Annotated in this window: 25 protein-coding genes and 1 pseudogene; 20 read left to right on the top strand and 6 right to left on the bottom strand. The window is 44.5% G+C overall.

The window, feature by feature from the left end:
* Positions 1–362: 362 nt before the first annotated feature.
* Positions 363–1,127, bottom strand: a complete 765-nt coding sequence (locus AAE02nite_RS12340; RefSeq protein ID WP_146898043.1) for a glucosamine-6-phosphate deaminase — start codon at positions 1,125–1,127, stop codon at positions 363–365.
* A 373-nt stretch (positions 1,128–1,500) separates the two neighbouring features.
* Between AAE02nite_RS12340 and AAE02nite_RS12345 the strand changes: the two genes are divergently transcribed.
* Genes AAE02nite_RS12345 through AAE02nite_RS12355 form a run of 3 tightly spaced genes read left to right on the top strand, consistent with a single transcriptional unit; the run spans position 1,501 to position 3,081 of the window.
* A complete protein-coding gene (locus AAE02nite_RS12345) occupies positions 1,501–2,043 on the top strand; it encodes a DUF4142 domain-containing protein (protein WP_146898044.1) in 543 nt (180 codons plus the stop codon).
* Positions 2,044–2,049: 6 nt separating this feature from the next.
* A complete protein-coding gene (locus tag AAE02nite_RS12350; protein ID WP_146898045.1) occupies positions 2,050–2,376 on the top strand; it encodes a plastocyanin/azurin family copper-binding protein in 327 nt (108 codons plus the stop codon).
* Between the two features lie 45 nt (positions 2,377–2,421).
* Positions 2,422–3,081 (top strand): sigma-70 family RNA polymerase sigma factor, encoded by a 660-nt coding sequence (locus tag AAE02nite_RS12355; protein ID WP_146898046.1) that lies wholly within the window; start codon positions 2,422–2,424, stop codon positions 3,079–3,081.
* 125 nt (positions 3,082–3,206) lie between these two features.
* Here AAE02nite_RS12355 and AAE02nite_RS26290 read toward each other — a convergent pair whose 3' ends face one another.
* The 3 genes from AAE02nite_RS26290 to folE all read right to left on the bottom strand — a co-directional run bounded on the left by AAE02nite_RS26290 (position 3,207) and on the right by folE (position 4,844).
* Positions 3,207–3,374 carry a hypothetical protein gene (locus AAE02nite_RS26290; protein ID WP_170252589.1) on the bottom strand — a complete coding sequence of 56 codons (168 nt, stop codon included), beginning with the start codon at positions 3,372–3,374 and terminating at the stop codon, positions 3,207–3,209.
* An 87-nt stretch (positions 3,375–3,461) separates the two neighbouring features.
* Entirely contained in the window at positions 3,462–4,127 is a 666-nt protein-coding gene (locus tag AAE02nite_RS12360; protein WP_146898047.1) for an FAD-binding oxidoreductase, read from the bottom strand.
* A gap of 51 nt (positions 4,128–4,178) precedes the next feature.
* Positions 4,179–4,844 carry a GTP cyclohydrolase I FolE gene (folE, locus tag AAE02nite_RS12365; protein WP_146898048.1) on the bottom strand — a complete coding sequence of 222 codons (666 nt, stop codon included), beginning with the start codon at positions 4,842–4,844 and terminating at the stop codon, positions 4,179–4,181.
* 566 nt (positions 4,845–5,410) lie between these two features.
* On the opposite strand from folE, the gene AAE02nite_RS12370 reads away from it, so the two are divergent.
* The 10 genes from AAE02nite_RS12370 to AAE02nite_RS26485 all read left to right on the top strand — a co-directional run bounded on the left by AAE02nite_RS12370 (position 5,411) and on the right by AAE02nite_RS26485 (position 12,698).
* The gene (locus AAE02nite_RS12370; RefSeq protein WP_146898049.1) at positions 5,411–7,276 is read left to right on the top strand and encodes a cbb3-type cytochrome c oxidase subunit I; all 1,866 of its coding nucleotides are present in this window, start codon (positions 5,411–5,413) and stop codon (positions 7,274–7,276) included.
* A 63-nt stretch (positions 7,277–7,339) separates the two neighbouring features.
* Positions 7,340–8,353 carry a cytochrome c gene (locus AAE02nite_RS12375; protein ID WP_146898050.1) on the top strand — a complete coding sequence of 338 codons (1,014 nt, stop codon included), beginning with the start codon at positions 7,340–7,342 and terminating at the stop codon, positions 8,351–8,353.
* 18 nt (positions 8,354–8,371) lie between these two features.
* A complete protein-coding gene (locus AAE02nite_RS12380) occupies positions 8,372–8,593 on the top strand; it encodes a hexameric tyrosine-coordinated heme protein (RefSeq protein WP_170252592.1) in 222 nt (73 codons plus the stop codon).
* A gap of 29 nt (positions 8,594–8,622) precedes the next feature.
* Entirely contained in the window at positions 8,623–8,883 is a 261-nt protein-coding gene (locus AAE02nite_RS12385; protein WP_146898052.1) for a hypothetical protein, read from the top strand.
* 2 nt (positions 8,884–8,885) lie between these two features.
* A complete protein-coding gene (locus tag AAE02nite_RS12390) occupies positions 8,886–9,290 on the top strand; it encodes a cytochrome C (RefSeq protein ID WP_146898053.1) in 405 nt (134 codons plus the stop codon).
* A 110-nt stretch (positions 9,291–9,400) separates the two neighbouring features.
* Positions 9,401–9,796, top strand: coding sequence for a group III truncated hemoglobin (locus AAE02nite_RS12395; protein WP_146898054.1), 396 nt, complete (start codon positions 9,401–9,403; stop codon positions 9,794–9,796).
* Between the two features lie 89 nt (positions 9,797–9,885).
* Complete coding sequence (locus AAE02nite_RS12400; protein ID WP_146898055.1) at positions 9,886–10,368, top strand: hemerythrin domain-containing protein; 483 nt, start codon at positions 9,886–9,888, stop codon at positions 10,366–10,368.
* A gap of 84 nt (positions 10,369–10,452) precedes the next feature.
* On the top strand, positions 10,453–10,890 hold the full coding sequence (locus AAE02nite_RS12405) for an RrF2 family transcriptional regulator (protein WP_146898056.1): 438 nt from the start codon (positions 10,453–10,455) through the stop codon (positions 10,888–10,890).
* Between the two features lie 112 nt (positions 10,891–11,002).
* The gene (locus AAE02nite_RS12410; RefSeq protein WP_146898057.1) at positions 11,003–11,344 is read left to right on the top strand and encodes a carboxymuconolactone decarboxylase family protein; all 342 of its coding nucleotides are present in this window, start codon (positions 11,003–11,005) and stop codon (positions 11,342–11,344) included.
* 634 nt (positions 11,345–11,978) lie between these two features.
* Complete coding sequence (locus AAE02nite_RS26485; RefSeq protein WP_174761950.1) at positions 11,979–12,698, top strand: cupin domain-containing protein; 720 nt, start codon at positions 11,979–11,981, stop codon at positions 12,696–12,698.
* A 254-nt stretch (positions 12,699–12,952) separates the two neighbouring features.
* Here the strand turns inward: AAE02nite_RS26485 and AAE02nite_RS12420 are convergent, their stop codons facing one another.
* Complete coding sequence (locus AAE02nite_RS12420) at positions 12,953–13,237, bottom strand: DUF983 domain-containing protein (protein ID WP_246151005.1); 285 nt, start codon at positions 13,235–13,237, stop codon at positions 12,953–12,955.
* 479 nt (positions 13,238–13,716) lie between these two features.
* Here AAE02nite_RS12420 and AAE02nite_RS12425 point away from each other — a divergent pair, with 479 nt between their 5' ends.
* From AAE02nite_RS12425 to AAE02nite_RS12445, 5 genes are all read left to right on the top strand, one after another.
* Positions 13,717–14,697: a helix-turn-helix domain-containing protein gene (locus AAE02nite_RS12425; protein WP_246151007.1), complete on the top strand. Its 981-nt coding sequence runs from the start codon at positions 13,717–13,719 to the stop codon at positions 14,695–14,697.
* Between the two features lie 1,362 nt (positions 14,698–16,059).
* Positions 16,060–17,622, top strand: a complete 1,563-nt coding sequence (locus AAE02nite_RS12430; RefSeq protein ID WP_146898058.1) for an FMN-binding glutamate synthase family protein — start codon at positions 16,060–16,062, stop codon at positions 17,620–17,622.
* 32 nt (positions 17,623–17,654) lie between these two features.
* A complete protein-coding gene (locus AAE02nite_RS12435; protein ID WP_146898059.1) occupies positions 17,655–17,837 on the top strand; it encodes a hypothetical protein in 183 nt (60 codons plus the stop codon).
* A gap of 46 nt (positions 17,838–17,883) precedes the next feature.
* Positions 17,884–18,288 (top strand): nucleoside diphosphate kinase regulator, encoded by a 405-nt coding sequence (gene rnk, locus AAE02nite_RS12440; protein ID WP_146898060.1) that lies wholly within the window; start codon positions 17,884–17,886, stop codon positions 18,286–18,288.
* Positions 18,289–18,632: 344 nt separating this feature from the next.
* Positions 18,633–20,459 (top strand): glycoside hydrolase family 15 protein, encoded by a 1,827-nt coding sequence (locus AAE02nite_RS12445; RefSeq protein ID WP_146898061.1) that lies wholly within the window; start codon positions 18,633–18,635, stop codon positions 20,457–20,459.
* A gap of 221 nt (positions 20,460–20,680) precedes the next feature.
* Here the strand turns inward: AAE02nite_RS12445 and AAE02nite_RS12450 are convergent, their stop codons facing one another.
* Entirely contained in the window at positions 20,681–21,055 is a 375-nt protein-coding gene (locus AAE02nite_RS12450) for a DUF7009 family protein (RefSeq protein ID WP_146898062.1), read from the bottom strand.
* 100 nt (positions 21,056–21,155) lie between these two features.
* Here AAE02nite_RS12450 and AAE02nite_RS12455 point away from each other — a divergent pair, with 100 nt between their 5' ends.
* Together AAE02nite_RS12455 and AAE02nite_RS26955 are read left to right on the top strand one after the other, a co-directional pair.
* Entirely contained in the window at positions 21,156–21,350 is a 195-nt protein-coding gene (locus AAE02nite_RS12455; protein ID WP_146898063.1) for a hypothetical protein, read from the top strand.
* A 222-nt stretch (positions 21,351–21,572) separates the two neighbouring features.
* A pseudogene (locus tag AAE02nite_RS26955) lies at positions 21,573–24,311 on the top strand (type IIL restriction-modification enzyme MmeI); the annotation flags it as partial.
* Positions 24,312–24,326 lie beyond the last annotated feature (15 nt).

The following is a 24,326-nucleotide window of genomic DNA, read 5'->3' on the forward strand; positions in this document are numbered from 1 at the left end:
TTGCCAATTCACTGAATCTATAATCTATATATCGAGGCTTTCGGCTACCAATAGCACTTCCGGAATAATTTGCAGGGCTCCGGCATAGCTTTTAATTTGAAATAGTACCGGCGGCTGAAATATTTAACCCTGCTGAAAACCAAAAAGGTAAATTTTTCGGGTACGTACACGAAAATAGAGAAAAAATTCATTTATCAAAAATAATTTTGATAAATGTTAACTTTTTATTCTTTATTCAAATTTTTTATGTTTGCTAAGGCTGGTGTTTTAGTTGCAGACTGCCAGGTGAGGCATAGGTTACGCCTGTTAAAATAATCAAATAATAAAAAAATGCTGCTTTACCGAGACAGGCAACCAGCCGTTTATGCTTTCCCGGTCTTAGCCAGTACCCCGGCTGAAAGCAAGGAGGCAGAAGCTTCGTCGAGGTAGTAATGGCAATTAGGGTGTAACTGTAAAATGCTGGCCGGGAATAGGTTACTTACTGGTTTTTCAAGACAGTTTTGCACGGCGGCAGCTTTGCGGCTTTCGGGTACCGCGCAAATGATGTGCTTTGCCTTCATTATCTGTTTTACCGACATGCTGATGGCGCTGTTGGGCACTTCGTCGATAGAATTAAACCAACCCTCCTTCCATTGCTGCTGGCGGCACTGCTCATCTAAATCAACTATTAAGTAAGGTTGCTCGGTATCAAAATCGGCCGGCGGATCATTAAAGGCCAGGTGCCCGTTCTCTCCTACCCCAACCAAGGCTACCGCTATCGGATGAGAACTGATAATATTACCTAAGCGCTCACATTCGGCCTGGGGGTCATTTTCACCGTTTATTAAAAAAGTAGCTTGCAGCGGAGGTACTTTGTCTAAGAAGCGTTCTTTCAGGTATTTCCGGAAGCTGGCTTTTGCGGTTTCCGGCAGGCCAATATATTCATCCAGGTGGAACATGGTTACTTTACGCCATTCAATATCTGGTTCAGAAATTAGCTGGTTCAGGGTTTCGAACTGGCTGGTACCGGTTGCCAATATTATATTGGCATAGCCCTGGCCCGCAATAGATTCCCGTATTAAGGCCGCCGCTTTGCTTCCGGCTAGCTTGCCAAGTTCGCCGGGATTTTTCAGTACGCTAATTTCCATCTGACTATTTATTTTAATGAATAACTGTTTTTACGTTTTATAGCGCTTTTGCCTTTTGTAGCTGTTCTTTACTTCCCCTTTAAATATTATTAGCCGTTTAAATATTGTTGTACCACAGCAACGCCAAGCCAGGGCTTAAGTTAAGGCGTAAAAATTAAAAACCCGCAAATCCGATAAAAACAGAAAGAAAATATACTGCTATTTTGGAGCCCCGGGTAGCAGTTAGCTAAAGAATTATAGTAGTTAAAGCGGTTTAAGACCAAAGCTTTCACTTAAAATATTTACGTTAAATATACTTTTAATTCTCTGAAAAAAGGTTGTAACCTTTAGGCGGTTGGGTTACTCTATTGCTATAGAACTAACCTTAAAAGAAATGAAAACGCTTAGAACGCTTAGAAATTTAGCCTTAGCCGGCGGCTGTGTTATCCTCTTTATGCCCGCCACAGCACAGGACAACCCGAAGCTTTCCGATGAAGAAGTTGCTTCGGTGGCGGTTACCGCCAATCAGATTGACATAAATCAGGCCCGGCTGGCGAAAGAAAGATCTAAAAATACCCAGGTGCTGCAATTTGCGGAAACAATGGCCAACGACCATAAGGCCGTAATCGGGCAAGCCTCCGCGCTGGTAAAAAAATTAGGGGTAACGCCGAAGGACAATGCGGTGAGTCGCCAATTATTAGCCGATGCTGCTAAAACGGAGAAGGTCCTTAAAACAAAAAAAGGAAAAGAGTTTGATAAGGCTTATATAGATAATGAGGTAGCTTACCATAAGGCCGTGATTTCCGCCGTTAAGGGGCTGCTGATTCCCGAAACAGAAAATCAGGAATTAAAAGATTTACTTCAGAATATTCTGCCGGCCCTGGATGCGCACCTGCAACACGCCCAAATGCTGCAGAAGCAATACGCTGCTAAATAAAGTCCGATGTTAAACGTTTGGGTTTGGGGGTTATTTTTACCCCTTATTTTTAGAGGCTATAATCCCGGTACGGAAAGCAAGGCGCCGAAGATTTATACCGTAGAAATCAGAGAAATGAAATTTGTACCAGCCGAAATCAGGGTTAATAAAGGCGATACCATTGTTTGGGTAAACCGCGACATGGTGGCTCATAATGTTACAGAAGAAAAAAGTAAAGCCTGGGCCTCTCCTTTATTACCGGTTGGCAAATCCTGGAAAATGGTAGCCTCCAAGAATTCGGCTTATTTCTGCAGCCTGCACCCCGTAATGAAAGGCCGGATAGCGGTACAGTAAGCCGGCTTAATAATGAAAAAATAAACAATATATAAAAATATTGCCATGATACAAGTTGCGGAAGAGGACCTAATCGAAAAAATAATAGAAGGTAGAACCGAGCTTTTTGAAATCCTGATTAGAAGAAATAATCCCTTTTTATACAAAGTAGGTAAGTCGTACGGCTACCAGCACCAGGATGTGGAAGACTTGATGCAGGAAACATTTATCAGTGCCTATAAAAGTTTAGCCAGCTTTCAGCACCGATCGTCTTTTAAAACCTGGATTATTAAAATAATGCTGCATCATTGCTACCAGAAGAATCACAAATTCAGTTTTAAATACGAAAAAGCCGGGTATGAAGAAATTGTTGACAAGCAGGTACCATTGTTTGCCGGTTCTCCTTTGGATATGGAAAAGAATATTTTTACACAGGAGCTAAAAGCGATTATAGAAAAGGCAGTAGGTGAAATTCCGCTGGATTACCGCATGGTATTTTCCTTGCGGGAATTAAATGGCCTGAATGTAGCCGAAACCGCCGAAGCGCTGGGCATATCAGAAGCCAATGTTAAGGTGCGTCTGAACCGGGCCAAAAATATGCTCCGCCGGGAGATTGAAAAATATTACTCTCCCGAAGAAATCTTTGAATTTAACCTCATTCATTGCGACCGTATCGTTAACAAGGTAATGGCAGAGATTACAAAGGAAAATTATCCTGTACCTTAAGCTTACCATGTTCCGAATTATACTTTTTTAATTAATTCGAGCATAACATTTTCCAAACCTGACCTGGAATATTAGCGATGGTACAGTTTAATATTTCATCTTGCCTGATTCTTTTTCTGAAAACTTTAACTAAAAATATAAACCGTAGCCTCCCGACACCAGCACCGGCGGTAATGACCCGTCTTTTCCGTTTCATCAATTTTTTTGGCGGAACCATTGGGTGCTGGGATAGTAGGATAACTATTCTCAATTCCGGTGGCCAACAGAAACGGCTCCGCTAATAAACTGGTCATAACCCAACCGTTTAAGCAGACAGAATAATTGGTTATCGCATCCATATCGGCAGGGAGGCCTGACCCTTCGCTTTATTTTTTTAATTTTTATTTTTCAAATACTACTGCTTCGGGCGAAGCGCCCAGCCGGGCTAAAATATGTTGCAAACCTTCTACCATTGGCGGAGGGCCGCACACGTAGAAATGTCGCTTAAAATCTTCCACATTAGTCTTCAGGAAAGGTTCATCAATATGTCCGTGGTGATAGCGGTTGCTAGGTTCACCGGTAATCGTATAAATGGCGTTTGCTCCCAGCATGGCTGTTAGCTCCTGCCTTAGAATAATATCCTGCTCGGTCTTATTCGAAAAAAAGAGTTTGTTACCGGCTAATTTTTGTTCTTTTTGTAATTGCCGAAGAATGGCAATGAAAGGCGTGATGCCGGCGCCACCAGCAATAAAATAACCGGGACCGTGGTAGGCAATAGCCCCCCAAACGTCTTCAATAATTAATTCATCCCCTACAACCAGGCTATCCAGTTCATTGGTAACGCCTGCATGATCGCGGTATATTTTTATGGTAAACTCCAGGTCCGGCGATGTGGCTAAGGAAGTAAAAGAAAAAGGCCTCTTTTCGGCTTCCCAGCCTTTTTTGTTAATAGCCACATCAGTAGCCTGCCCCGGTATAAAAGTGTAGTTTGCCGGTTTTTCAAACTGAAATCTTTTAACGTTGTGCGTCAGGTTTTCAATTGCTTTTATTTTAACTTTATTTTCCATGGTAATTGGTTATTTATAGGAGAATAATTGAAAAAAGGGTTAGAGAAAATTTCATTTCAGCCACGATAGCAATTCCTTTTTTATAGCATTGTTCTGGAATTTGCCCGAATAATGGCTCGTGCGGGTGGTGCTGGCAATATCCCGTATCCCGCGGGCTGCTACGCAAAGGTGGGTTGCCTCTATTATTACGGCTACATCTTCTGTGTGTAAAGCTTTCTGCAAGGCTTGTGCAATTTGCTCGGTTAGCCGTTCCTGCACCTGCGGGCGCTGGCAATAATATTGTACCAGGCGGTTTACTTTAGATAATCCAATTACTTTGCCACTGGAAAAATACGCCACGTGGGCTTTGCCCATGATGGGCAGAAAATGGTGCTCGCAGCAGGAATACACCGTGATATCTTTCACCACCAGCATTTTATTATAGTGATATTTGTTTTCGAAAAGCGTAACTGCCGGCTTATTCGCGGGATTCATCCCCCGGAATATTTCCTGCACATACATTTTAGCTACCCGGTCCGGCGTACCTTTCAGACTATCATCCTCCATATCCAGACCCAGCATAAGCATGATTTGCCGGAAATAATGACTGATGGCCTTGATTTTGGATTCGTCGGTAGCTTCCGCGCCATTTAACTTTAACAATTTTTCAGGGTTATGGGCAGCATCTTTTCCGTTGGCTTCCTTAACCGGGATTATATTTCCGTTAAGCGTTATCATAGTTATTGCATTTAAGATCTAATCGTCTGTTTCAGGAGAATTAAAACCGGGTGGTTTTACAACTCACTTAATTAATAGAGTAAGAGAGGCAGCAGAAGGTTACAAAAGGCTATGGCAAAAAGATTAATAGGAATAAGGCAATCATATTTAAGAGAAAATACCGGTAAGTTATAATACCGCTGCGCAGACATTCTGTATTTTTAAGAACGGTCGAAATAAATCACTCAAGGCTTTATTCCTTGTAATTTTAAATAATTCACAACTTACCGGTAATAACGCTTGCGAAACAGGTAGTTAAATTTACCTCAAGTAAAAGCGGCGTGATGACAGGTTGTTTTGCTTAAATATATTTCCGAAAACTTCTGGTGGGCTCTTTAAAAATTCTATTAACCAATATTTCTTAATAATATATTAGGATGAGGAATGGCAGCCGCCTGACCATTTAAATATTGACCGCTGCCACAATATTAGCTGCGCTTTATAAATTTTAAGAAATTATTTAAGACAAATTTATCCTTTTTAGTTTTTATTCGTTAAACTCATGAATGCTGCTATAAACTTCCCTAATGTACCTGCACTCCCAACTTCCGCCTCCCTTTTTTAATAAGTACACCAGCCAGTTGCTTCTTATCTTGTTTTTATATGGCTTTACGCCTACCCGGCTTTATGCCCAAAATGGTAGTGAACAAGCCGGTTTATTCAGTCAACCCGGTATACTTATTACTATATTTCTGATTCTGATTCCGCTACTGGCCGCAATATTATACCTGGTGGTTAAAGCCAATAATGTTTACTACTACCTTAAAAGCCGGAAACAAGCAGAGGAAGCTACCCGCTTTGCCGCTTACCTGAAAACGCTGGATGCTGCCACGTTAGCCCAATTACAACAGGAGAAATACAACCTGCAATATTTAAACAAGCCCGGGCAGCTAACCGGTAATTTACCGGTTTGGGATGAGAAAGGGCTTTTAGCCAATATTAATGAACACGCCAACATCCGGTTTATCGAAACCAAACGCAAAGCACTTAAAAGGCCAAACATCGACCCGGCGCTTTCCCGCCTGATTATCTGGTTTTTAGTTACGGCTACCTTCTGGCTGGTTTTCGGGACTACCATTGGCGAGTACCTGGGCATAAAGTTGGTAGCCCCCGATCTAGACCATGCGAGTTGGCTGAGTTTTGGGCGGCTGCGGCCGGTGCATACCAATGCGGTATTCTGGGGCTGGTCGTCGCTGGCCATGCTGGGTTTGGGCTATTACGTGGTGCCCCGGGTGGGCAATGTGCAAATTGCGAGTTTAAAACTAGGCTGGTGGACCTTGTACCTGGTAAATGCTTCGGTAGTGCTGGGCAGCTTGGCTTTAATGGCCGGCATTAACAACGGCGGCGGCGAATACCGCGAATATATCTGGCCCATTCAACTATTATTTGCGCTAGGCCTGGTATTAACGCTGGTTAACTTTTTAAGAACCGTAGCCCGGCGCACTACCAAAGAAATTTACGTTTCTAACTGGTACATAGTGGCAGCGGTTATTTTTGCTATTACCATTGGGGTGGTAGCCTACGTACCCAACTGGCAAAATGGCATGGGCGAAACCATTATTCAGGGCTACTACATGCACCAGGGCGTAGGTATGTGGTTTATGTTGTTTACCCTGGGGCTGGTCTATTATTTTTTACCGCAGCAACTCAACAAGCCCATTTATTCTTACAGCCTGGGTATTCTGGCTTTCTGGTCGCAGATATTTTTTTATACCCTCATTGGTACGCACCATTTTGTTTTCAGCGCAATACCGTGGTCTTTGCAAACCGTGGCCATTGTGGGCAGCGCCGGCATGGCTATCCCGGTGGTATCGGGCACCACCAACTTTCTAATGACCTTCCGGGGTTCCTGGCATAAAGTTTCCGGCAGCTATACCCTGCCCTTCTTTATTATCGGTATCATCTTTTACTTTACCGGGTCCTTGCAAGGCACCGCCGAAGCTTTCCGGTATACTAACCGCCTGTGGCACTTTACCGATTTTACCATTGCTCACTCCCACCTGACCATGTACGGGATTATTGCGTTTTTCTTATGGGGCGGAATTTATGCCATTGTGCCCCGGCTTACGGCCCAGGAGCCGCCGCAACTTACCGTCGGTATCCATTTCTGGATGGCGTTTATCGGCCTCATGTTTTACTCCATTCCCCTGATGCTGGGCGGTACCTTAAGGGGGCTACTCTGGCTGGAAGGTAAACCCTTTATTGACAGTGTGGTACTAATGGCGCCCTACTGGCTTTGGCGAGCTATTGGGGGCTCGCTCATGTGGGTGGCTCATTTAATATTTGCCTTTAATATGTACAAAATGCTTGTAACCCATAAAAAAACCAGGATAAACGGAGTAGCACCGGAAAGACCAGAAATACCGGATTATGAGCTGGTAAAAATGCAATAAGCAATTAAAATTCACCAAAAATATAATACCGAGCATCAAGTATAGAACAGCAAACAGCCAGATATGGATTTTTTTAACGACCATCGGAAACTCTTTTTAACGGCTACCGGCTTGTTTTTTTTCTTAACGTTTTGGGTAGCCATTATGCCGGCCATCAGAAACCAGAATGATAATTTGCCGCTGCCCAACGCCGCCCAGCTAACCGCCGAAGAACTGGCTGGCAAAGCCGTGTATGTGTCGCACGGCTGCGTGGCCTGTCATACCCAGCAGGTCCGGAATATTGACATGGATAAACCCTTTGGCAAACGCCCCAGTGTGGCGGCAGATTATGCCGGCAACGGCCGCACCGACTTCTGGCGCAACACCGCTACCCTGATGGGTACCGGCCGCATCGGCCCCGACCTTACTAATATTGGTAATCGCCAGCCCAGCGCCGAGTGGAACTTACTGCATTTATACCAACCCCGCGCCGTGGTAAAAGAATCGGTAATGCCGGCCTATCCTTTCTTATTCCAAGTAAAGCAGCAGGTAGAAACCGGCGATGTGGAAATAAACGTACCCGACGAATTTAGGCCGGCAGGGCCCGGCAAAATAGTGGCCACGAAAGAAGCCCGGCAACTGATTGCTTATCTGCAAGCCCTGAAACAAACGGAGCTGGAAAATCCGGCAGTTGTCCCGGCATTTTTATATAAGCGGGAAATAAAAGCGGCCGATGTGCCGGCTGGCAGCACTTCCGAACCCGGGTTGGACGGGGTTGCTTTGTACGCATCTAATTGCCAGAGCTGCCACCAGGCCAACGGCGAAGGCCTAAAGGGCGCTTTCCCCGCTTTAAAGGGCAGCCCCATTGTACTGGACGACAACCCCGAACTACTGATTGATGTGATTATGAACGGCTACGACCCGCGCCCGGAATTTGCAGCTATGCCGGCAGTAGGTAAAAACAGCAACCTGAGTGCCGCCGAAATTACCGCTATCATTAACCACGAGCGAACCAGTTGGGGTAATAAGGCCCGGGAAGTACCAGCGGCGGAAGTACAGCAAATTCTGGATTTACTCAAAAAAACAGCTTCGAACTGAATATTTAATCTCATGTTCATGCAAAACCCCAAAGAGAATTATTTACCCGGCAACATTTATACTTCCCCTTTTAAAGGGCACCAACTGGCTATAAAACCGCCCCGCGAATCCGTTGGCGCTATTCAGCCGGATGCCGGAATAGGCCAGGCCTGGCAGAATAAATATGCTACCGATGTCGCCCAACTTATGGCTCCTGCCCGGGTAGTAACCACCGGATTTAAGACCATTCCAAACGCTTAATAATTATTGACACCCCAAAGATTAAGCCTATGAAAACCTATTTTCTCACCATCGTGGCCGCCTTGTTAACCATAACCACCTCGGCCTGCCCCGTATGTGAAAAGCAGCAGCCTAAACTCTTACAAGGCATTTCGCACGGAATCGGTCCGCAAAGTAACTGGGATTACGCCTTGGTTTGGGCTACTGCATTTATTGTGCTGTTAACGCTGTTTTATACGATAAAATGGCTAAGAAAACCCGGCGAAGATAGTGACGCTCACATTAAAAAAGCCATATTAAATGAATGCTAGTCATGGAAGGTAAAAGTTCAATCCTGATTTTTGTAGATGATGCGCCGCAACCCGTCGGCTCTTTTTATTCACCGGTTAACTTTGAACTGGATACACGCAAATTAGTAGACGGCGACCATTATTTACGCATTGTTAGCCAGGACCCCTCCGGCAAAGAGGGCGTGCGCAAAATTCCGTTTGTGGTACGCAATGGTCCGGATATTACGGTAGAAGGCCTGAATGAAGATGAAGTAGTAGACGGAGTGGTGCCTATTATGATTAGCGCCTACGGTAAAGGTGACCAGAAAATATTTTTAATCGAAAGCAGCGAAACACCCCGCAGCATTCCGAATTGGGTTTGGGTTTCCCATATATTATTCGGCGGCTGGGCAATCTATTATTTAATCACCCAGTTTACGTTAAATTAAAGTAGTACCCGGAACCTAGTAAGTTTTACCCGCTTACCCAAGAAACCGGAATAACTGAATAATGGTTTTATACATTGATATTCCATTTCTAATTAATAATTACCTAAAAAATGGATCTTAAACACGACATACAAGGGCTCGAAGAGGTTAAACTAATGGTAGATGATTTTTATGCTAGAGTGGCCGAGGACGAATTGCTGGCTCCCATCTTTAACTTTCGGCTTTCTACATATTGGGTTCCGCACCTGGAAAAAATGTATACCTTCTGGAATGCCGCTTTATTTGGGGTAAAAGGTTATACGGGCAACCCTTTTGCCAAACACGCTACCATGCCCGTGGAAGCCAAACATTTTGAAAGGTGGTTGAGTCTCTTTAACGAAACGGTGGATAAGCACTTTACCGGGCCAATGGCCGAAGAAGCCAAAAGAAGAGCTTTGATTATGGCAAATACTTTTGAACGCCGCATCCGGGAGAGCCAAGGGCAAGACAAGATTACCCTTATCTGAAATACCCGAAAATCTGACTGTTCGGCCCCGGTGGAATTGAGTGATAGCTGCCGCCGAAGACAAAGTTAATGCGCAAAGAAGTATAAATAATGGAGCAAAAACCGCCTGCATCCCAGGAACCATTCGCTTTGCTTTCTCCGGAGCATCATACCGGCTTATTATTCTGCTGGAAGATACGGCAGGGACTGAAGAAAAAGGTGGACACCCGCCGGATTCAACCGTATGCGCTTTTTTTCTGGGACAAACATCTCCGGCAACACTTCCGGGAAGAGGAAATTTATTTGTTTGAAAAGGTTAATGACGATTACTGTTGGAACGCCATGCAACAACACCGGAATATAAGGGCCTCCATTCACCAGCTAAAAGGCAGTTCGCCGGCCCAATTTCCGGATCTGCTAACCCAACTGGCTGATGCGGTAGAAGCCCACATCCGTTACGAAGAAAGAGAGCTGTTTCCGCACCTGGAGAAAACATTAAATAAAAGCGAATTGCTGCTTATAGGAGCGGCTTTAGAACAATTGCACACTAGCCCGGTTCGGGATAACTTTCCCGATGAATTCTGGGTAACGTAGCCTTTTACTCCCTTTCAAAAAGTTTATGAACAGGCAATAAAATAATAAAGTAAAGAAACAATATAAACGGGCGGGGCGAATTAGATGATATCCAAAGCATGTAAATACGGAATACGGGCGGCGGTTTTTGTGGCTTCGCAAGCTGATAAAAACCAAAAGCTGAATGTAAAAGAAATTGCCCGGGAAGTGGATGCCCCGGAAGCCTTCACTGCCAAAATTCTGCAGGTATTAAACAAGCACCGCATTATCACGTCGCTGAAAGGGCCTTATGGTGGTTTTTACATCGAAGATTTTCAACTGGAGCAGCCGGTTATCAATATTGTAAATGCCATCGATGGCATGGCGGTGTTCCACGAGTGTGGCCTGGGTCTAAAAAGATGCGCTGAACTTCACCCCTGCCCCATGCACGACAAATTTAAAGCTGCCCGCGAAACGCTGCGCCAGGTATTTCAGGAAACCACCATCCGGCAATTAGCTTCTGCATTGCAGGAAGGAACCTCTTTTATTAACAATCTGTCTTAAGGCTCTGATTTAGGTTTTTAGTCAATTTCATCGTGCGCCTGTTACGCCGGAAATTACAAGTCGCTGCATTAGCAGATAGTTAAACTTCTGAATTATTCTTAAAAATAATGCAATGAAAAGTAAGCAATTGTATCCCGAAGCCAGTTTGGCTCTTTCGGCTAAAAGGAGTTCTCTGGCTCCCGAAATAGCCGAGGCCTTTCGTAATTTTAGCCAGGCTGTTTTTAAAGAAGGTGCGTTACCCGAAAAAACAAAACAATTAATTGCCGTGGCGGTAGCCCACGTAACCCAGTGCCCTTACTGCATTCGGAGCCATACCGCTCAGGCAATCAGAAAAGGTGCTACCCAGCACGAAATTATTGAAGCCGTTTGGATTGCGGCCGAAATGCAGGCCGGCGGTGCGGTATCCCATTCTAAATTAGCCATCGATGAAATGGAATCTTTGGAAGAGGCGTAAATACTACATCCGGTGCTATGCTTATAGCAATTGATAGCTGCTGTTACGCAAGCCAGCAGTTTGGCCAAAAGTTATACAGCAGTCAATTACTGCCCTTCCAGGAATCCAAAAATCTCTGAGGAAACTTGTTAGTGATCTGCTAAAGAATTTCCTCCGGAACGACAACACCTGCTTAACTGCTGCCGCTTAATAAAATGCGGTGGAATATTAGTTAACAATCCGGTGTACTGGCAGGTCTTCCGCCGCTTCACCGTGCCAAAAACAACAGCTAATTATAGGCCTTTAGCCCGGCTAAGCTTTCGTTTGTGTTAATTAAAGACGGCAAATGTGGCTACAATCAGGACCTGAAATCCACCACTTTATCATTCTGCGGAAGGACAGTTTATATTAAAGCTTTTGACACCTTTTAACTGATTTACCGATTTAATATTTGTAACCAAATGGTAAGCATATTGGGGACAGATCATAATATTATAAATATCATATTATCATAAATATTAGGTAAGGATAGTAAAAGACAGGGTTCCTGAAAATGCTTTTAATTTACCGGCACAAATATGTATACCGGCAACCAACTTAATGGTATATAAGTTATAGTCTTTAACTTTAATATAGCCAATATTCTATAGAACCCATGACAACTATTTCGGATGCGTTGAATAAATTTAAACAGGAAGGATATACAGTAGAGTTCAGCTTAAATGATAATTGCCTGGTTTGTCGCGACAGTTCTTTAGAGATTTACCCGGATGAATTTCTGGTAGAAAGTTATTTCCGCTTCGATGGCATTCTGGACCCGGAAGATGAAGTGTTGGTATACGCGATCTCGTCTAATAAACGTCAGGTAAAAGGCACCCTTATAAATGTGTATGGGGTATACAGCGAAAATACTACGGATGAAATGGTTAGGGCCTTAAACGCAAATATTCCTTTAAAGCGTCCGAAAAAGGCTATTCCGGCTGCGGAAGAGACAGATACCAGCAATTCCGGTGAAAGTTATGGGTTAGAAAAGCACCTGACCGTAATTAACCTGCCCGCCTTAAAAGACCAAATAAAGCAAAGGCAAACCTGGAAATTTAAAGACCGCAATGCCATGACGCTGTGCAAGCGAGATAATATACGACTGGTACTGGTCGCGCTCGCATCGCAGGCACAAATGAAAACCCATCGAGCAGTTACTATCGTCAGTTTACAAGTGCTGGAGGGCAAGTTAAAAGTAAGTACCGAGAAGCAGACTGTGGAGTTAGCGGCAGGTCAGGTACTGGCCCTGACGGCCGGCATCCCGCACCACATATTTGCCGACGAGGAATCTATCTTTCTTTTAACCATGATACCGGGCAAAAAGAATGATTAAGCATTTAAAAAGTAGCTGGTAGAAACCAATACCATATAGTAACTATTGTGTTCCCTGGCAATATTGTAAATAGCGTTACCGGTCGTCATAAGTACTGCTTCCACTTTCATCATAAATTTACAATAAAACGTTTAAACACGCTTCCATTGCAACACTAATAGTAGCTCTTGAAAAACCTCACAGGTTTTGTAGCCCTGTAAGGTTTTAATTACCGCAAGTTAATAGATGCGAATGGGTAGGCGTAAAAACTAATTTTAGGTGGTTTTAGAAATTTGGTTGCAGGGCCCTTCGTAATGAATAAATATATTAATCCAGATAGCGCGGGACCAACGGAAAATAATGGGCAAAAACCCGATTACTACGGTAGCTACTACTCCTATCATCATAGGCATGGTAACTTCTTTTACCAGTTGGCTTAAGATAAAGAAAGCCACCAGAAATATAGCTACATTAAAGGCAAAACTGACGTACATAGCCCCGTAATAATAGCCCGGCTCCTGCTCTAAATCCTGGCCGCAGCAAGGGCAATTCGGGTTCATATTGGCAAACCTGGTGGTATATAAGCTACCGGCCGGAAACATATTTCCTTCCCGGCAGCGGGGACATTTTGCGGTTAAAAGGCTAGACAATAAAGAATTCGGCTGATCCATGATATCTGAAAAGTGCTTTAAATTACTTTACAAAGATACGATTCTGCCTTACCATTTTTACGGGACAAAAAGTCCGTTTGATTGGACTTTTAAGATTAGCAGCTAATATCAAAGCTCTTGCACGCTCTTCCCTAACAGAACTATGGTTATACCGGTTACGCAAACCTCACAGGTTTTCAAGACCGGTGAGGTTTTAAGCAAGGGCAGCTAGTTTATGCGAGTTGGTATTAAATGATATCAGATTGGTTTGATTATCGTCGGATATTGTTAATGTCAGTATAGGATTATTAAATTTAAGCAGATGCCAAAAATGGCATTATTCCGATTTTAAAGGCTGGGAAAAAGTTCTAAGCTAAAGCCCTGGCAACTTGCTGGACCAGGAATATTTGGTCTTCGGTTGCGGGCAATTTAATCGTTCTAACGAATCTTCAACTTCTTTATTAACTTTAGCCGCTATAAACAAGGAAATGCCCAAAGAACATTTGCCCATTTACCAGATTCAGGACTTTCAGGCGCATGTCCAAAAAGAGCACTATTTTTATTTAAGTTCCTTTGCCGCCCACCTGCAGGAGCACCTGTTTATCCGGGAGCCTCATAAGCATAACTTTTATATAATCTTTTTTATCACGCAAGGAACCGGTTCACATACCATCGACTTTAAAACCTATGCGGTTAAACCAAGCCTGGTATTCTTTATGATGCCGGGCCAGGTGCACAGTTGGGAGCTTTCCGACGATACCGATGGCTTCGTAATTTTCTTTACGCCGGAATTTTATTTAAAGGAGTTCCCCCACCGGAAACTATCTGAATTCCCTTTTTTTAATGCTTTACTGCATAAGCCTATCCTCTCTATTTCGCCAGAGGAGCAAGCGGCACTGCTGCCCATATTCCAGGCTTTGCAGAGAGAACACCTCAACCACTGGGCAATATTGCGCCAGGAAATGCTCAGTTGCTACCTGGATATTCTTTTAATTTACCTAACCAGAATCTATCGAACCCAGGAAACAGAATTAACAGTACCCGGCGGAGAATTTTCGCTGTTACAGAACCTGGAAGCCCTGATAGAGAGGCACTACAAAGAGCATGTGCCGGTAACTTATTATGCCGGAAAATTAAACGTAACTGCCAAGCATTTAAAAGAGGTATGTAAAAGCTCTTTAGGAAAGACGACTACTGAGCTGATTCAGGAACGATTGATACTGGAAGCCCAAAGGTTATTGGTGCATTCGGAATTAACCAGTTCCCAAATTGCCGCAGAACTAGGTTATTTCGATAATACCTACTTTTTCCGCTTCTTTAAAAAACGCACGGGCTGCACGCCCGAGCAGTTCCGCAGTTTAAACAAATAACACCAAATAGTATGAAGCCTATTCCATAGAAAAGATTAAATTGATTCCGCCCAACTCCCTCATTCTGATTTTCTTGACCTTTTATGAAATCATCTTTAAGTAATTTGGTACTGGATTTTCGCAAAATTATCCAAAGTTCCCCTTGGGAGGGGGCAAGGGGGAGGATTTACAATGTTAAAAAACCATTTTGCTAAAGTCCTATGGTATTAATAGCAGCTTAATTTAAAGACATTTCGCCGGCCAAAATATTCATTTAATTCTTTAGAGCCGCACTTAAGGCTTCATCGCTACAAAAGCAGATTAGGTATTGCCAGCAGCGCCAGTATACTGTAGCCTTAGAAGTTTTAAATTTTTATAGAAACGTTCTATAGCTCGTCATCAATAAATAGCTGGCAGGCCATTTCCTTTCTTGTTTGAGGAGAACCTAACAGTACATCATCCGGTCGGGAAATATTTACGAGGCAAGTAGCGCATCTTCCTAACCCGCCACATTGGCCAACCCCCCTTACCCGAAATTTCTTCATTATTAATTTTCTCAGATCAGAATATTCGTGGCAATAGGTACGCAGCCGGTATTCTTCACCGGAAAAAACGATGGTAAAGGTTATATATCTATTACCTGGAATCAATGGTTCTTTGGATTTAAAAGCAAACTAATATTCAGCCCTTTAAAATATTGGTTCATCTCGTTTTGGTTGGGTAAGCCACCGGAGGTAGCCGCGTATCTTTAGTCCGCCATTAGGTATTTAGTATTTTTTCATCTTTGAAATTATTCTCCTTGGTAATCGCATCACATTTGTACCAACCTAAATTTTAATCCTTACTGTAGACAGTTAGAATTATGCTTTATGTTCTTACCACCTGCCCAGCTTTAACTACTCACTCCGATTTATTAAAAGTTAACCGCTAATAAACTTTAAACTTCAATAAAGCCCTAAAAATACTTTCTTTCCATTAAACTGGTAGCCGGTACTATTGGTACTTAATTATGCCAGTTTTAAAAGCTAATCCAGATACAGAGAATTACCATCCGCTGTTTTAAAGGTTTGCTTATAAGGAAAATTTTGCTTAACTTTGAAATATTCGTATAAAAAATACCGTGCTGCCCTACCGTCAAAACAGTTTCTTCGCCCAGTCCTTAAATGGTCTGGTTGCAGCTTCACATCACGTATCCCTGGGTGATGTGCTGAACGGTTATTGCCTTCCCTTTTTTACAGCACCTAAAGACTTTAACAAATAAGCCGGAGGCCGGGTGCTTCCGGCTATAGCTGTTTCTGATAACCTATCGGTTCTGTTCCCTTACCAGGTTCAGCAGCTTCCTACATCCGTTTTAAAGTTTTTCTGTAATAATTAATCTTTCCGATGACGAATAATATTAGCGTTAGGCAAATATTTGCTTTAGCCTTTGTATTGGCGTATGCCTTGGTAGCCGTGGCGGCCTTTTACCTGCCGCCGGTACTTTGGGCGCTATTGCTAATTGTACCCCTGCACCTGGTTTATCTGCAAAACATCTGGCAGCGCCAACACACAGTGCTGCGGAACTTTCCGATCCTGGGGTATATGCGGTATTTTCTGGAGAGTATCCGGCCGGAAATACGTCAGTATTTTTTCGAATCCGATTTAGATGGCAAACCCTTCAGCCGCCGGCAACGCTCCATTGTTTATCAGCGGGCTAAAAACGTTCGCCAAACCGTGCCTTTTGGTATGCAGCAAGACAGCCGGCAAACTGGTTACGAGTGGGTGGCGCATGCCATGTTCCCGGCGCAGGTAAAAGAAAACGACCTGCGGGTATGGATTGGCAGTAGCCGGTGTCAGCAACCCTATTACTGCAGCATTTATAATATTGCGGCCATGAGTTACGGGGCACTAAGTAAAACCGCTATCGAAGCTTTAAATGGCGGTGCCAGGCTGGGCGGCTTTGCCCATAATACCGGCGAAGGTGGCGTAAGCCCCTACCATTTAACCGAAGGCGGCGATTTAATCTGGCAGATGGGTACCGGCTATTTTGGTTGCCGTGATGCTTACGGTGAGTTCAGCCCTATGCTCTTTCAGCAGCAGGCTACGCACCCCAACATTAAGATGATCGAAATAAAACTTTCGCAAGGCGCTAAGCCCGGCTTAGGAGGCATTTTGCCGGCGGCCAAAAATACGCCCGAAATAGCCGCTATCCGTCGCGTACTGCCATATACAACGGTCGTTTCACCCGCTGGTCATGCTGCCTTCCAGGACCAGGTCTCCATGCTGCGATTTCTGGAGGAGTTAAGGACTTTAGCGGGCGGTAAACCGATTGGTATTAAAGTTTGTATCGGCGACCGGCAGGAGTTTGAAAAGCTCTGCCAGGAAATGCAGCGCCTGCAGCTATACCCCGACTTTATTACCATAGATGGCGCAGAGGGCGGAACCGGCGCTGCGCCGCTTGAATTTGCCGATAGCGTAGGAATGCCGCTTTACGATGCCTTACCTTTTGTACACCGGAAACTCCGGCAGTACAAGCTGCGGCGGGAAGTTAAGATTCTGGCGGCCGGCAAAATAATTACCGGGTTAGATATTATCAAGGCCATTGCCCTGGGAGCCGATGCGTGTTACAGCGCCCGCGGCATGATGTTCGCGCTGGGTTGTCTGCAGGCCCTGCAATGCGACTCCGGCCGGTGTCCGGTTGGAATTGCTACCCAGGAACCCAGCTTGTTTAAGGGCCTGGATGTGCAGGATAAGAAAGTAAGGGTGGCTAATTTCCACCGCAATACCATTCTGGCCACCATAGAGCTAATGGAAGCCTGCGGCTTTGCCACCCTGGCGGATATTAAACCGGATAAAATTTTCAGACGAATGGACCAGGATAAAACCAGGAGTTTCCGCGATATATATTTTACTTCTCCTGGCACTGAAAAGAATAACGCGCCTAGCTACAAGTTAAATCTGAATTAAGGTGAAACTAAGCTCATTAACCGAAAAGATTATTGCCGGCGGCAATCCTGGACCAGGTACAGCGCTCTATCGCTGACCCGGACGTAGTAGAACTGCTCACCAAAAATCAGGCAGATCCGGATAATTACCCGCCTGGGAGAAATGCGGCTGTTGCTGTATGCTGCGGAGGTTCGAAGCCCGCCCCATTCGAGAATATTCTCCTGGTTTATACTTAAAAACAATTATCAAATTAAATATATAATCAAATTAATCTTAAATAACATGAAACCGATTTATTTAACCGACACCGATTACCAACGATTGCACCACCTGGTAAAAGCACAACGTACCTCCACCAGGCCGCAGGTAGCCGCCGCGCTGGGCAAGGAACTGGAACGCGCCCAGGTAGTACCTTCCGAGGAGATACCGCCGAACGTTATCACCATGAATTCGAAGGTGCGGATTAAGGAAATGAAAAGCACCACTGAAATGGAAATTACCATTGTTTATCCCAAAGACGCTGATTTGCGCGAGCAGAAAGTATCTATTCTGGCTCCGGTTGGCACCGCGGTATTAGGCTGCCAGGTAGGCGACGAAGTAGAATGGTTGGTGCCGGATGGTACCCGGATTTACAAAATAGAAGAAGTAATTTACCAACCACAGTCCGAAGGTGAGTTAAGCGTTTAAGCTTCTACAGTGATTTTTAGAATGTTGGTTGGATCAACCGAACGGGATTTTTAATCCCGTTCGGTTTTTAAAAGACTATATTTAACCCAAAACAGTATAAGGTTTTTTGGCCAGTATTTTAAAGCTTCCCATCTCTTAAAGGAAGTCGTTTCCCCCATTACCTGCTTTCTTTATTCCGATTAAAGGATATTATCTATTTTAAAAGAAATAAATGGCTTTATTTATTCGGTGAAAAATACCACACCACGAATTGCTTACCGAAACTTTTCTAACCTTACAGTTTAGCTTAGGGTATGATCATTTTATAACAGCAGAAAAGAAGGCTGGGCTACTAACTGAAATATATGGAGAAGCAGGATTATCAACCCATCGAAGATTATGGCATTATTGGCGACTTAAACTCGGTGGCCTTGGTAAGTAAGCGGGGTTCTATCGACTTCATGTGCTTCCCGGATTTTGATTCGCCAACAGTCTTTGCGGCTATATTGGATAAAGACCAGGGCGGCTATTTTAATATTCATCCGCTACTGGAAGACATAAAACACAAGCAGCTTTACCTGCCCGAAACCAATGTGTTGCTTACCCGCTTCTTATCGGAAGAAGGCATATCCGAAATAACGGACTTTATGCCCGAGGAAGAAACTTATGGCGGCAAAGAAATTATTCGCCGGGTGTCCTGCATTAAAGGCGAAATCAGGTTTAAAATAGCCTGTTGTCCGCGTTTCAATTATGCCCGCTCTCCCCACACCCTTGTTCAGATAAGCGAAAACACCGTGCTGTTCAGCAGCCTGGGCGATGATAAGCTGGTACTGCGGCTGCAGAGTAGCATACCCTTGCAATACCGGCAAAATGACGTGTATACCGAATTTACGTTGAAAGCCGGTGATATAGCTTATTTTTTGCTGGAGCAGGTAGATAAGGATCATCCGGACATGGGCAACTTAGCAGCTTTCGTCGAAAAAAGTCTGGTGGACAACATAAACTTCTGGCGAAAATGGATGACCAATTGTACGTACCGGGGCCGCTGGCTGGAAATGGTATACCGTTCGGCTTTGGTTTTAAAACTGATGATTTCCCACCGCCATGGTTCTATGGTTGCAGCGCCTACTTTTGGATTACCCGAAGAGATAGGCGGGATTCGCAACTGGGACTACCGTTACACCTGGATCCGGGATGCTTCCTTTTCTGTTTACGCCCTCATTAACCTGGGCTTTAAAAAAGAGGCGGCCGCTTTTATGCAATGGGTTGAAAAACAATGCGATGACATAGACGATGCCGGCTATTTAGGCCTGATGTATACCCTGGACGGCCGCAAAGACCTGGCTGAAACCGAACTGGAACACCTGGAAGGTTATAAACATTCTAAACCCGTACGCATTGGCAACGGCGCTTACAACCAGATACAGCTCGATATATACGGCGAACTGCTGGACTCGGTGTACCTCTACGACAAACACGTAGAGCCTATCTCCTACCGCTTCTGGCAGAATTTATCTCGGCAGGTAGACTGGGTTTGCAATAACTGGCACCTGGAAGACGAAGGTATCTGGGAGGTACGCGGCGGCAAACGGCAATTTCTTTACTCCCGGCTCATGTGCTGGGTAGCCATCGACCGGGCCATGCGCATTGCCCAACTCCACTCATTCCCGTTACCGCCCCGCTGGCAAAAAGAACGGGACACCATTTTCCAAACCATTCATACCGAATTCTGGGACGAGGAACTGCAATCATTTGTGCAGTACAAAGGCGCCAAAACCGTAGATGCCGCTACCCTGCTGATGCCCCTGATTCGCTTTATCAGCCCCACCGATCCCCAATGGCTTTCCACGCTCCGCCGCATCGAACAAGAGCTGGTTTCGGACTCTTTGGTTTACCGGTACCGACCCAACGAGGAAGTAGAAGGACTGACCGGGGGCGAAGGTACTTTTTCGATGTGTACCTTTTGGTATGTAGAATGCCTGGCCCGCTCGGGACAGATCGACAAAGCCACGCTGTACTTCGATAAAATGCTGGGCTTTGCGAACCACCTGGGTTTATTTGCCGAGCAGTTAGGCGTAAGAGGCGAACACCTCGGTAATTTTCCGCAGGCTTTTACCCACCTGGGCCTGATAAGCGCTGCCATCAGCCTGAATAAAAAATTAAATAGATTAAACGATAAAAATAATAACTGACAGGAGTATTATTCCCTAAACAAAAAGGTCAGTCTTTGTGATTAAACCTTTCCATTGCGGTATTATAGATGCTTTTTCATTTCCTCCGGACGAATCAAAAACTTTCCGGTTCGGCCGAACTCCTTCCCTGGTTCAGGGAAGGTGCCCGGAGGGCGGAAGGGTTAAGCACTTCCAGAAGAAAACCATTAATTTCCGGCCAAATAAGCATATAACGGTAACCTTCAACAAACACCCTTTGGGTTGGGGTAAGCCCCGCTATTTTCTTCTTCCGGTCTGTCCAGGCAAACAAAATCCTTTTCTACCAGCACTTCTATTACCTGTCCTTTTCCGGTATCTACTTTCCCTTCCAAGCCCACCAGCGCCGTACCGGTCCACTCCTCCGCCAAATGCCGCGGCACGCCAATGGTAGCGGTATTGGATTGGTAACAAACGGTTAGTTCCGGACCGGAGGTAACCTCCAGACAAAAGTGTAGCTGCTGGGCAGGGTCAGGCCCAAACGCTGTTGTTTCGGTTACTTTACCCTGCTGCTGAAACTGCTGAACCTCTGGTTGTCTTAACCGGAAGCGGAGGGTATTGGCAAGGATTCTGACTTTCATAGGGTAAGCCCGGTTTTTTTAAAGAAGCACAAAAGTATAATTTAAGTGCACAAGCTGACGCTTTTACCGGAATAATTTTTGTTTGGATGTTTCCCGCAGCATGCGGCGCAGGCATACCAAAACAGCTAACCTGCCAGCTATTTCCGTTACCAGCCTGACTGCGCATAATATTTATAAACTTAAGAAGCGCTGCCATTTCAGGCGGTATTTTTATGCCGCTACCATCCCGGAATTTACTTTCCTGCATACTATCGCCAGCAGCCTGGCGGGAGTAATTACTGCCGGCTGCCATTAACAAGCCAAATAAGTATATTAACCTGATTATAAGAAACCAAGACCGGCAACCTGGTTGTAGCTGATTAATTATAGAATCTATTCCGGCCGGCCTTTATTTTATTTATCTTAATTTTCCTATTTTAAGCCCCGCAAGCATTCCCCGCCGACAACTGTTACCGGCCCACGGCGGCGGCTATGTAGCGTACACCACCTCCTAATTACCTGATATGGCAGCTTTAAGCTGGAACGAAGTAAAAGACCGCGCCGTGCGGTTTAGTAAAGAATGGGAAAACGAAACCAGCGAAGACGCCGAAGCCAAATCGTTTCTGGACGGCTTTTTTAACGTGTTTGGCATTAGCCGGCGGCGCATGGCCGCTTTTGAGCAGCGCGTAAAAAAAGCCGGCGACCGCGATGGGTTTATTGATTTGCTCTGGAAAGGCGTAATTCTGGTAGAAATGAAAAGCCGGGGCAAAGACCTGAGCAAAGCCTACCAGCAAGCCATTGATTATTTCCCGGGCCTGAAAGATTACGATTTACCCAAATATATTCTGGTTTCGGATTTTGAAAAGTTCCGGCTCTACGACCTGGAAGAAAACACGCAGCACGAATTTTTATTAAAAGACTTTTACCAGAACGTAAAGCTGTTCGGGTTTATACTGGGCTACCAAACCAAAAGCTATAAAAGCGAAGACCCGGTAAATATGGAGGCGGCTGGGCGCATGGGCAAACTCCACGACCAGCTAAAAGAAATTGGCTACGACGGCCACGAACTGGAAGTATATTTGGTGCGCATCTTGTTTTGCTTGTTTGCCGAAGACACCAGCATTTTTGAAAAGCGTTATTTTCAGGATTACATAGAGCAGAAAACCGCCGAAGACGGCCACGATTTGGCGGCGCACCTGGCGCAGTTGTTTCATATCCTAAATACGCCCGCAGAAAAACGCCTGAAAAATATCGACGAGCACCTGAACGGGTTTCCGTACGTGAACGGCAAGCTGTTCGCGGAATATTTGCCGCCCGCCAGCTTCGACCGTAAAATGCGCGAGGTGCTGCTGAATTGCTGCGCCCTGGACTGGAGCAAAATATCGCCGGCCATATTTGGGTCGTTGTTCCAGAGCGTGATGAACCCGCAGGAACGTCGCAACCTGGGCGCGCACTACACCTCCGAAAAGAATATTTTAAAACTGATTAAGCCGCTGTTTTTAGATGCACTCTGGCAGGAGTTCGAAAGCCTGAAAACAAATAAAAACAGACTGCCGGAGTTTCATAAAAAACTAAGCACCTTAAAATTTCTGGACCCGGCCTGCGGCTGTGGCAACTTTTTAATTATTACCTACCGCGAACTGCGCCTCCTCGAAATAGAAGTATTGCGGGCGCTGAACAAAAGCGGGCAAGGCTGGCTGAACGTAAGCGATATTATCTGGCTCGATGTGGACATGGTGTACGGCATTGAGTACGAAGAATTTCCGGCCCGCATTGCCGAAGTAGCCATGTGGCTCATCGACCACCAGATGAACATGCGCATCAGCCAGGAGTTTGGGCAATATTTTGCGCGTTTGCCCCTGAAAAATCCGCCAATATTACCTACGGCAACGCCCTGCAAGTAAATTGGGAAAGCGTAGTACCCAAAGACCAACTGACCTATATTTTAGGTAATCCGCCGTTTGTGGGAGCAAAATTTCAGAATGATTCACAAAGAAAAGATTTAAGACCAATAATTAATAAAGTAGATAATGGCGGTTTACTAGATTATGTAGCTGGTTGGTTTATAAATGCAGCAAATTATATCCAAAGCACCAATATTAAAGTTGGATTTGTTTCTACTAATTCTATTTGCCAAGGAGAACAGGTAGCTCCCTTATGGAATTATTTATTTTCTAAAGGAATAAAAATTCATTTTGCTTACAGCACCTTTCCTTGGGAAAGTGAAGCAAGAGGTAAAGCCGCGGTTCACGTTATAATTGTAGGTTTTGCAGATTTCGATATTTCTGAGAAAAGATTATTTATTAGAGAATCCAATAGTAATTTCCAGGAAATCAAAGTTAAAAATATTAGCCCATATTTAGTTGAAGGTTCTGATTTTACTGTAGGTAATAGAAGTAAACCAATTTGTAATGTTCCTGAAATTGCAACAGGAAATAAACCAATTGATGGTGGAAATTATATTTTTTCAGAAGAAGAAAAGAATGACTTTTTGAAGAAAGAACCTAATGCTTCTAAATATATATTACCGTTCTTGGGTGCTGATGAATTTATTAATAATAAGCGACGTTGGATTCTATTCCTAAAAGATATTAGCCCGAATGAATTAAAATCAATGCCGGAAATTATCAAAAGAGTAGAAGCAGTCAAAAAATTTCGGCTTCATAGTTCTAGTTTGCCTACAATAAAAATTGCTGCAATACCTACAAGATTTCATACTGAAAATATGCCCACATCAGAGTTTCTTGTAATTCCTCAAGTATCATCAGAAAGAAGGCAATATATTCCTATTGGTTTTATGAAGCCTGGTGTAGTTTGTAGTGATAAGCTCAGAATATTACCTAATGCTACGTTGTTTCACTTTGGAATTTTAGTTTCAAAAATGCACATGGGCTGGATGAGACTAACAACCGGTAGATTGAAATCAGATTATCAATATTCCGTGCTTACAGTTTACAACAACTTTCCGTGGCCGGAGAACCCGAGTGAAAAAGGAATAAAAGCCGTAGAAGTTGCCGCGCAAAAAGTGCTGGATGCCCGCGCCGCCTTCCCCACCAGTTCCCTCGCCGACCTCTACGACCCGCTCACCATGCCGCCCGCCCTCGTAAAAGCCCACCAGGACCTCGATAAAGCCGTAGACCTTTGCTACCGTCCGCAACCCTTCGCCTCCGAAGCCAAACGCATGGAATATTTGTTCCAGTTATACGAGCAATACACCGCCGGCCTATTTGTAAAAAGCAAGCCCACCCGTAAGGGTGTACTGCGTACGCCCCAGCCCTAGAAGAGCGTACTC

This window comes from Adhaeribacter aerolatus (assembly GCF_007991635.1).
GTDB classification, from domain to species: Bacteria; Bacteroidota; Bacteroidia; order Cytophagales; family Hymenobacteraceae; genus Adhaeribacter; species Adhaeribacter aerolatus.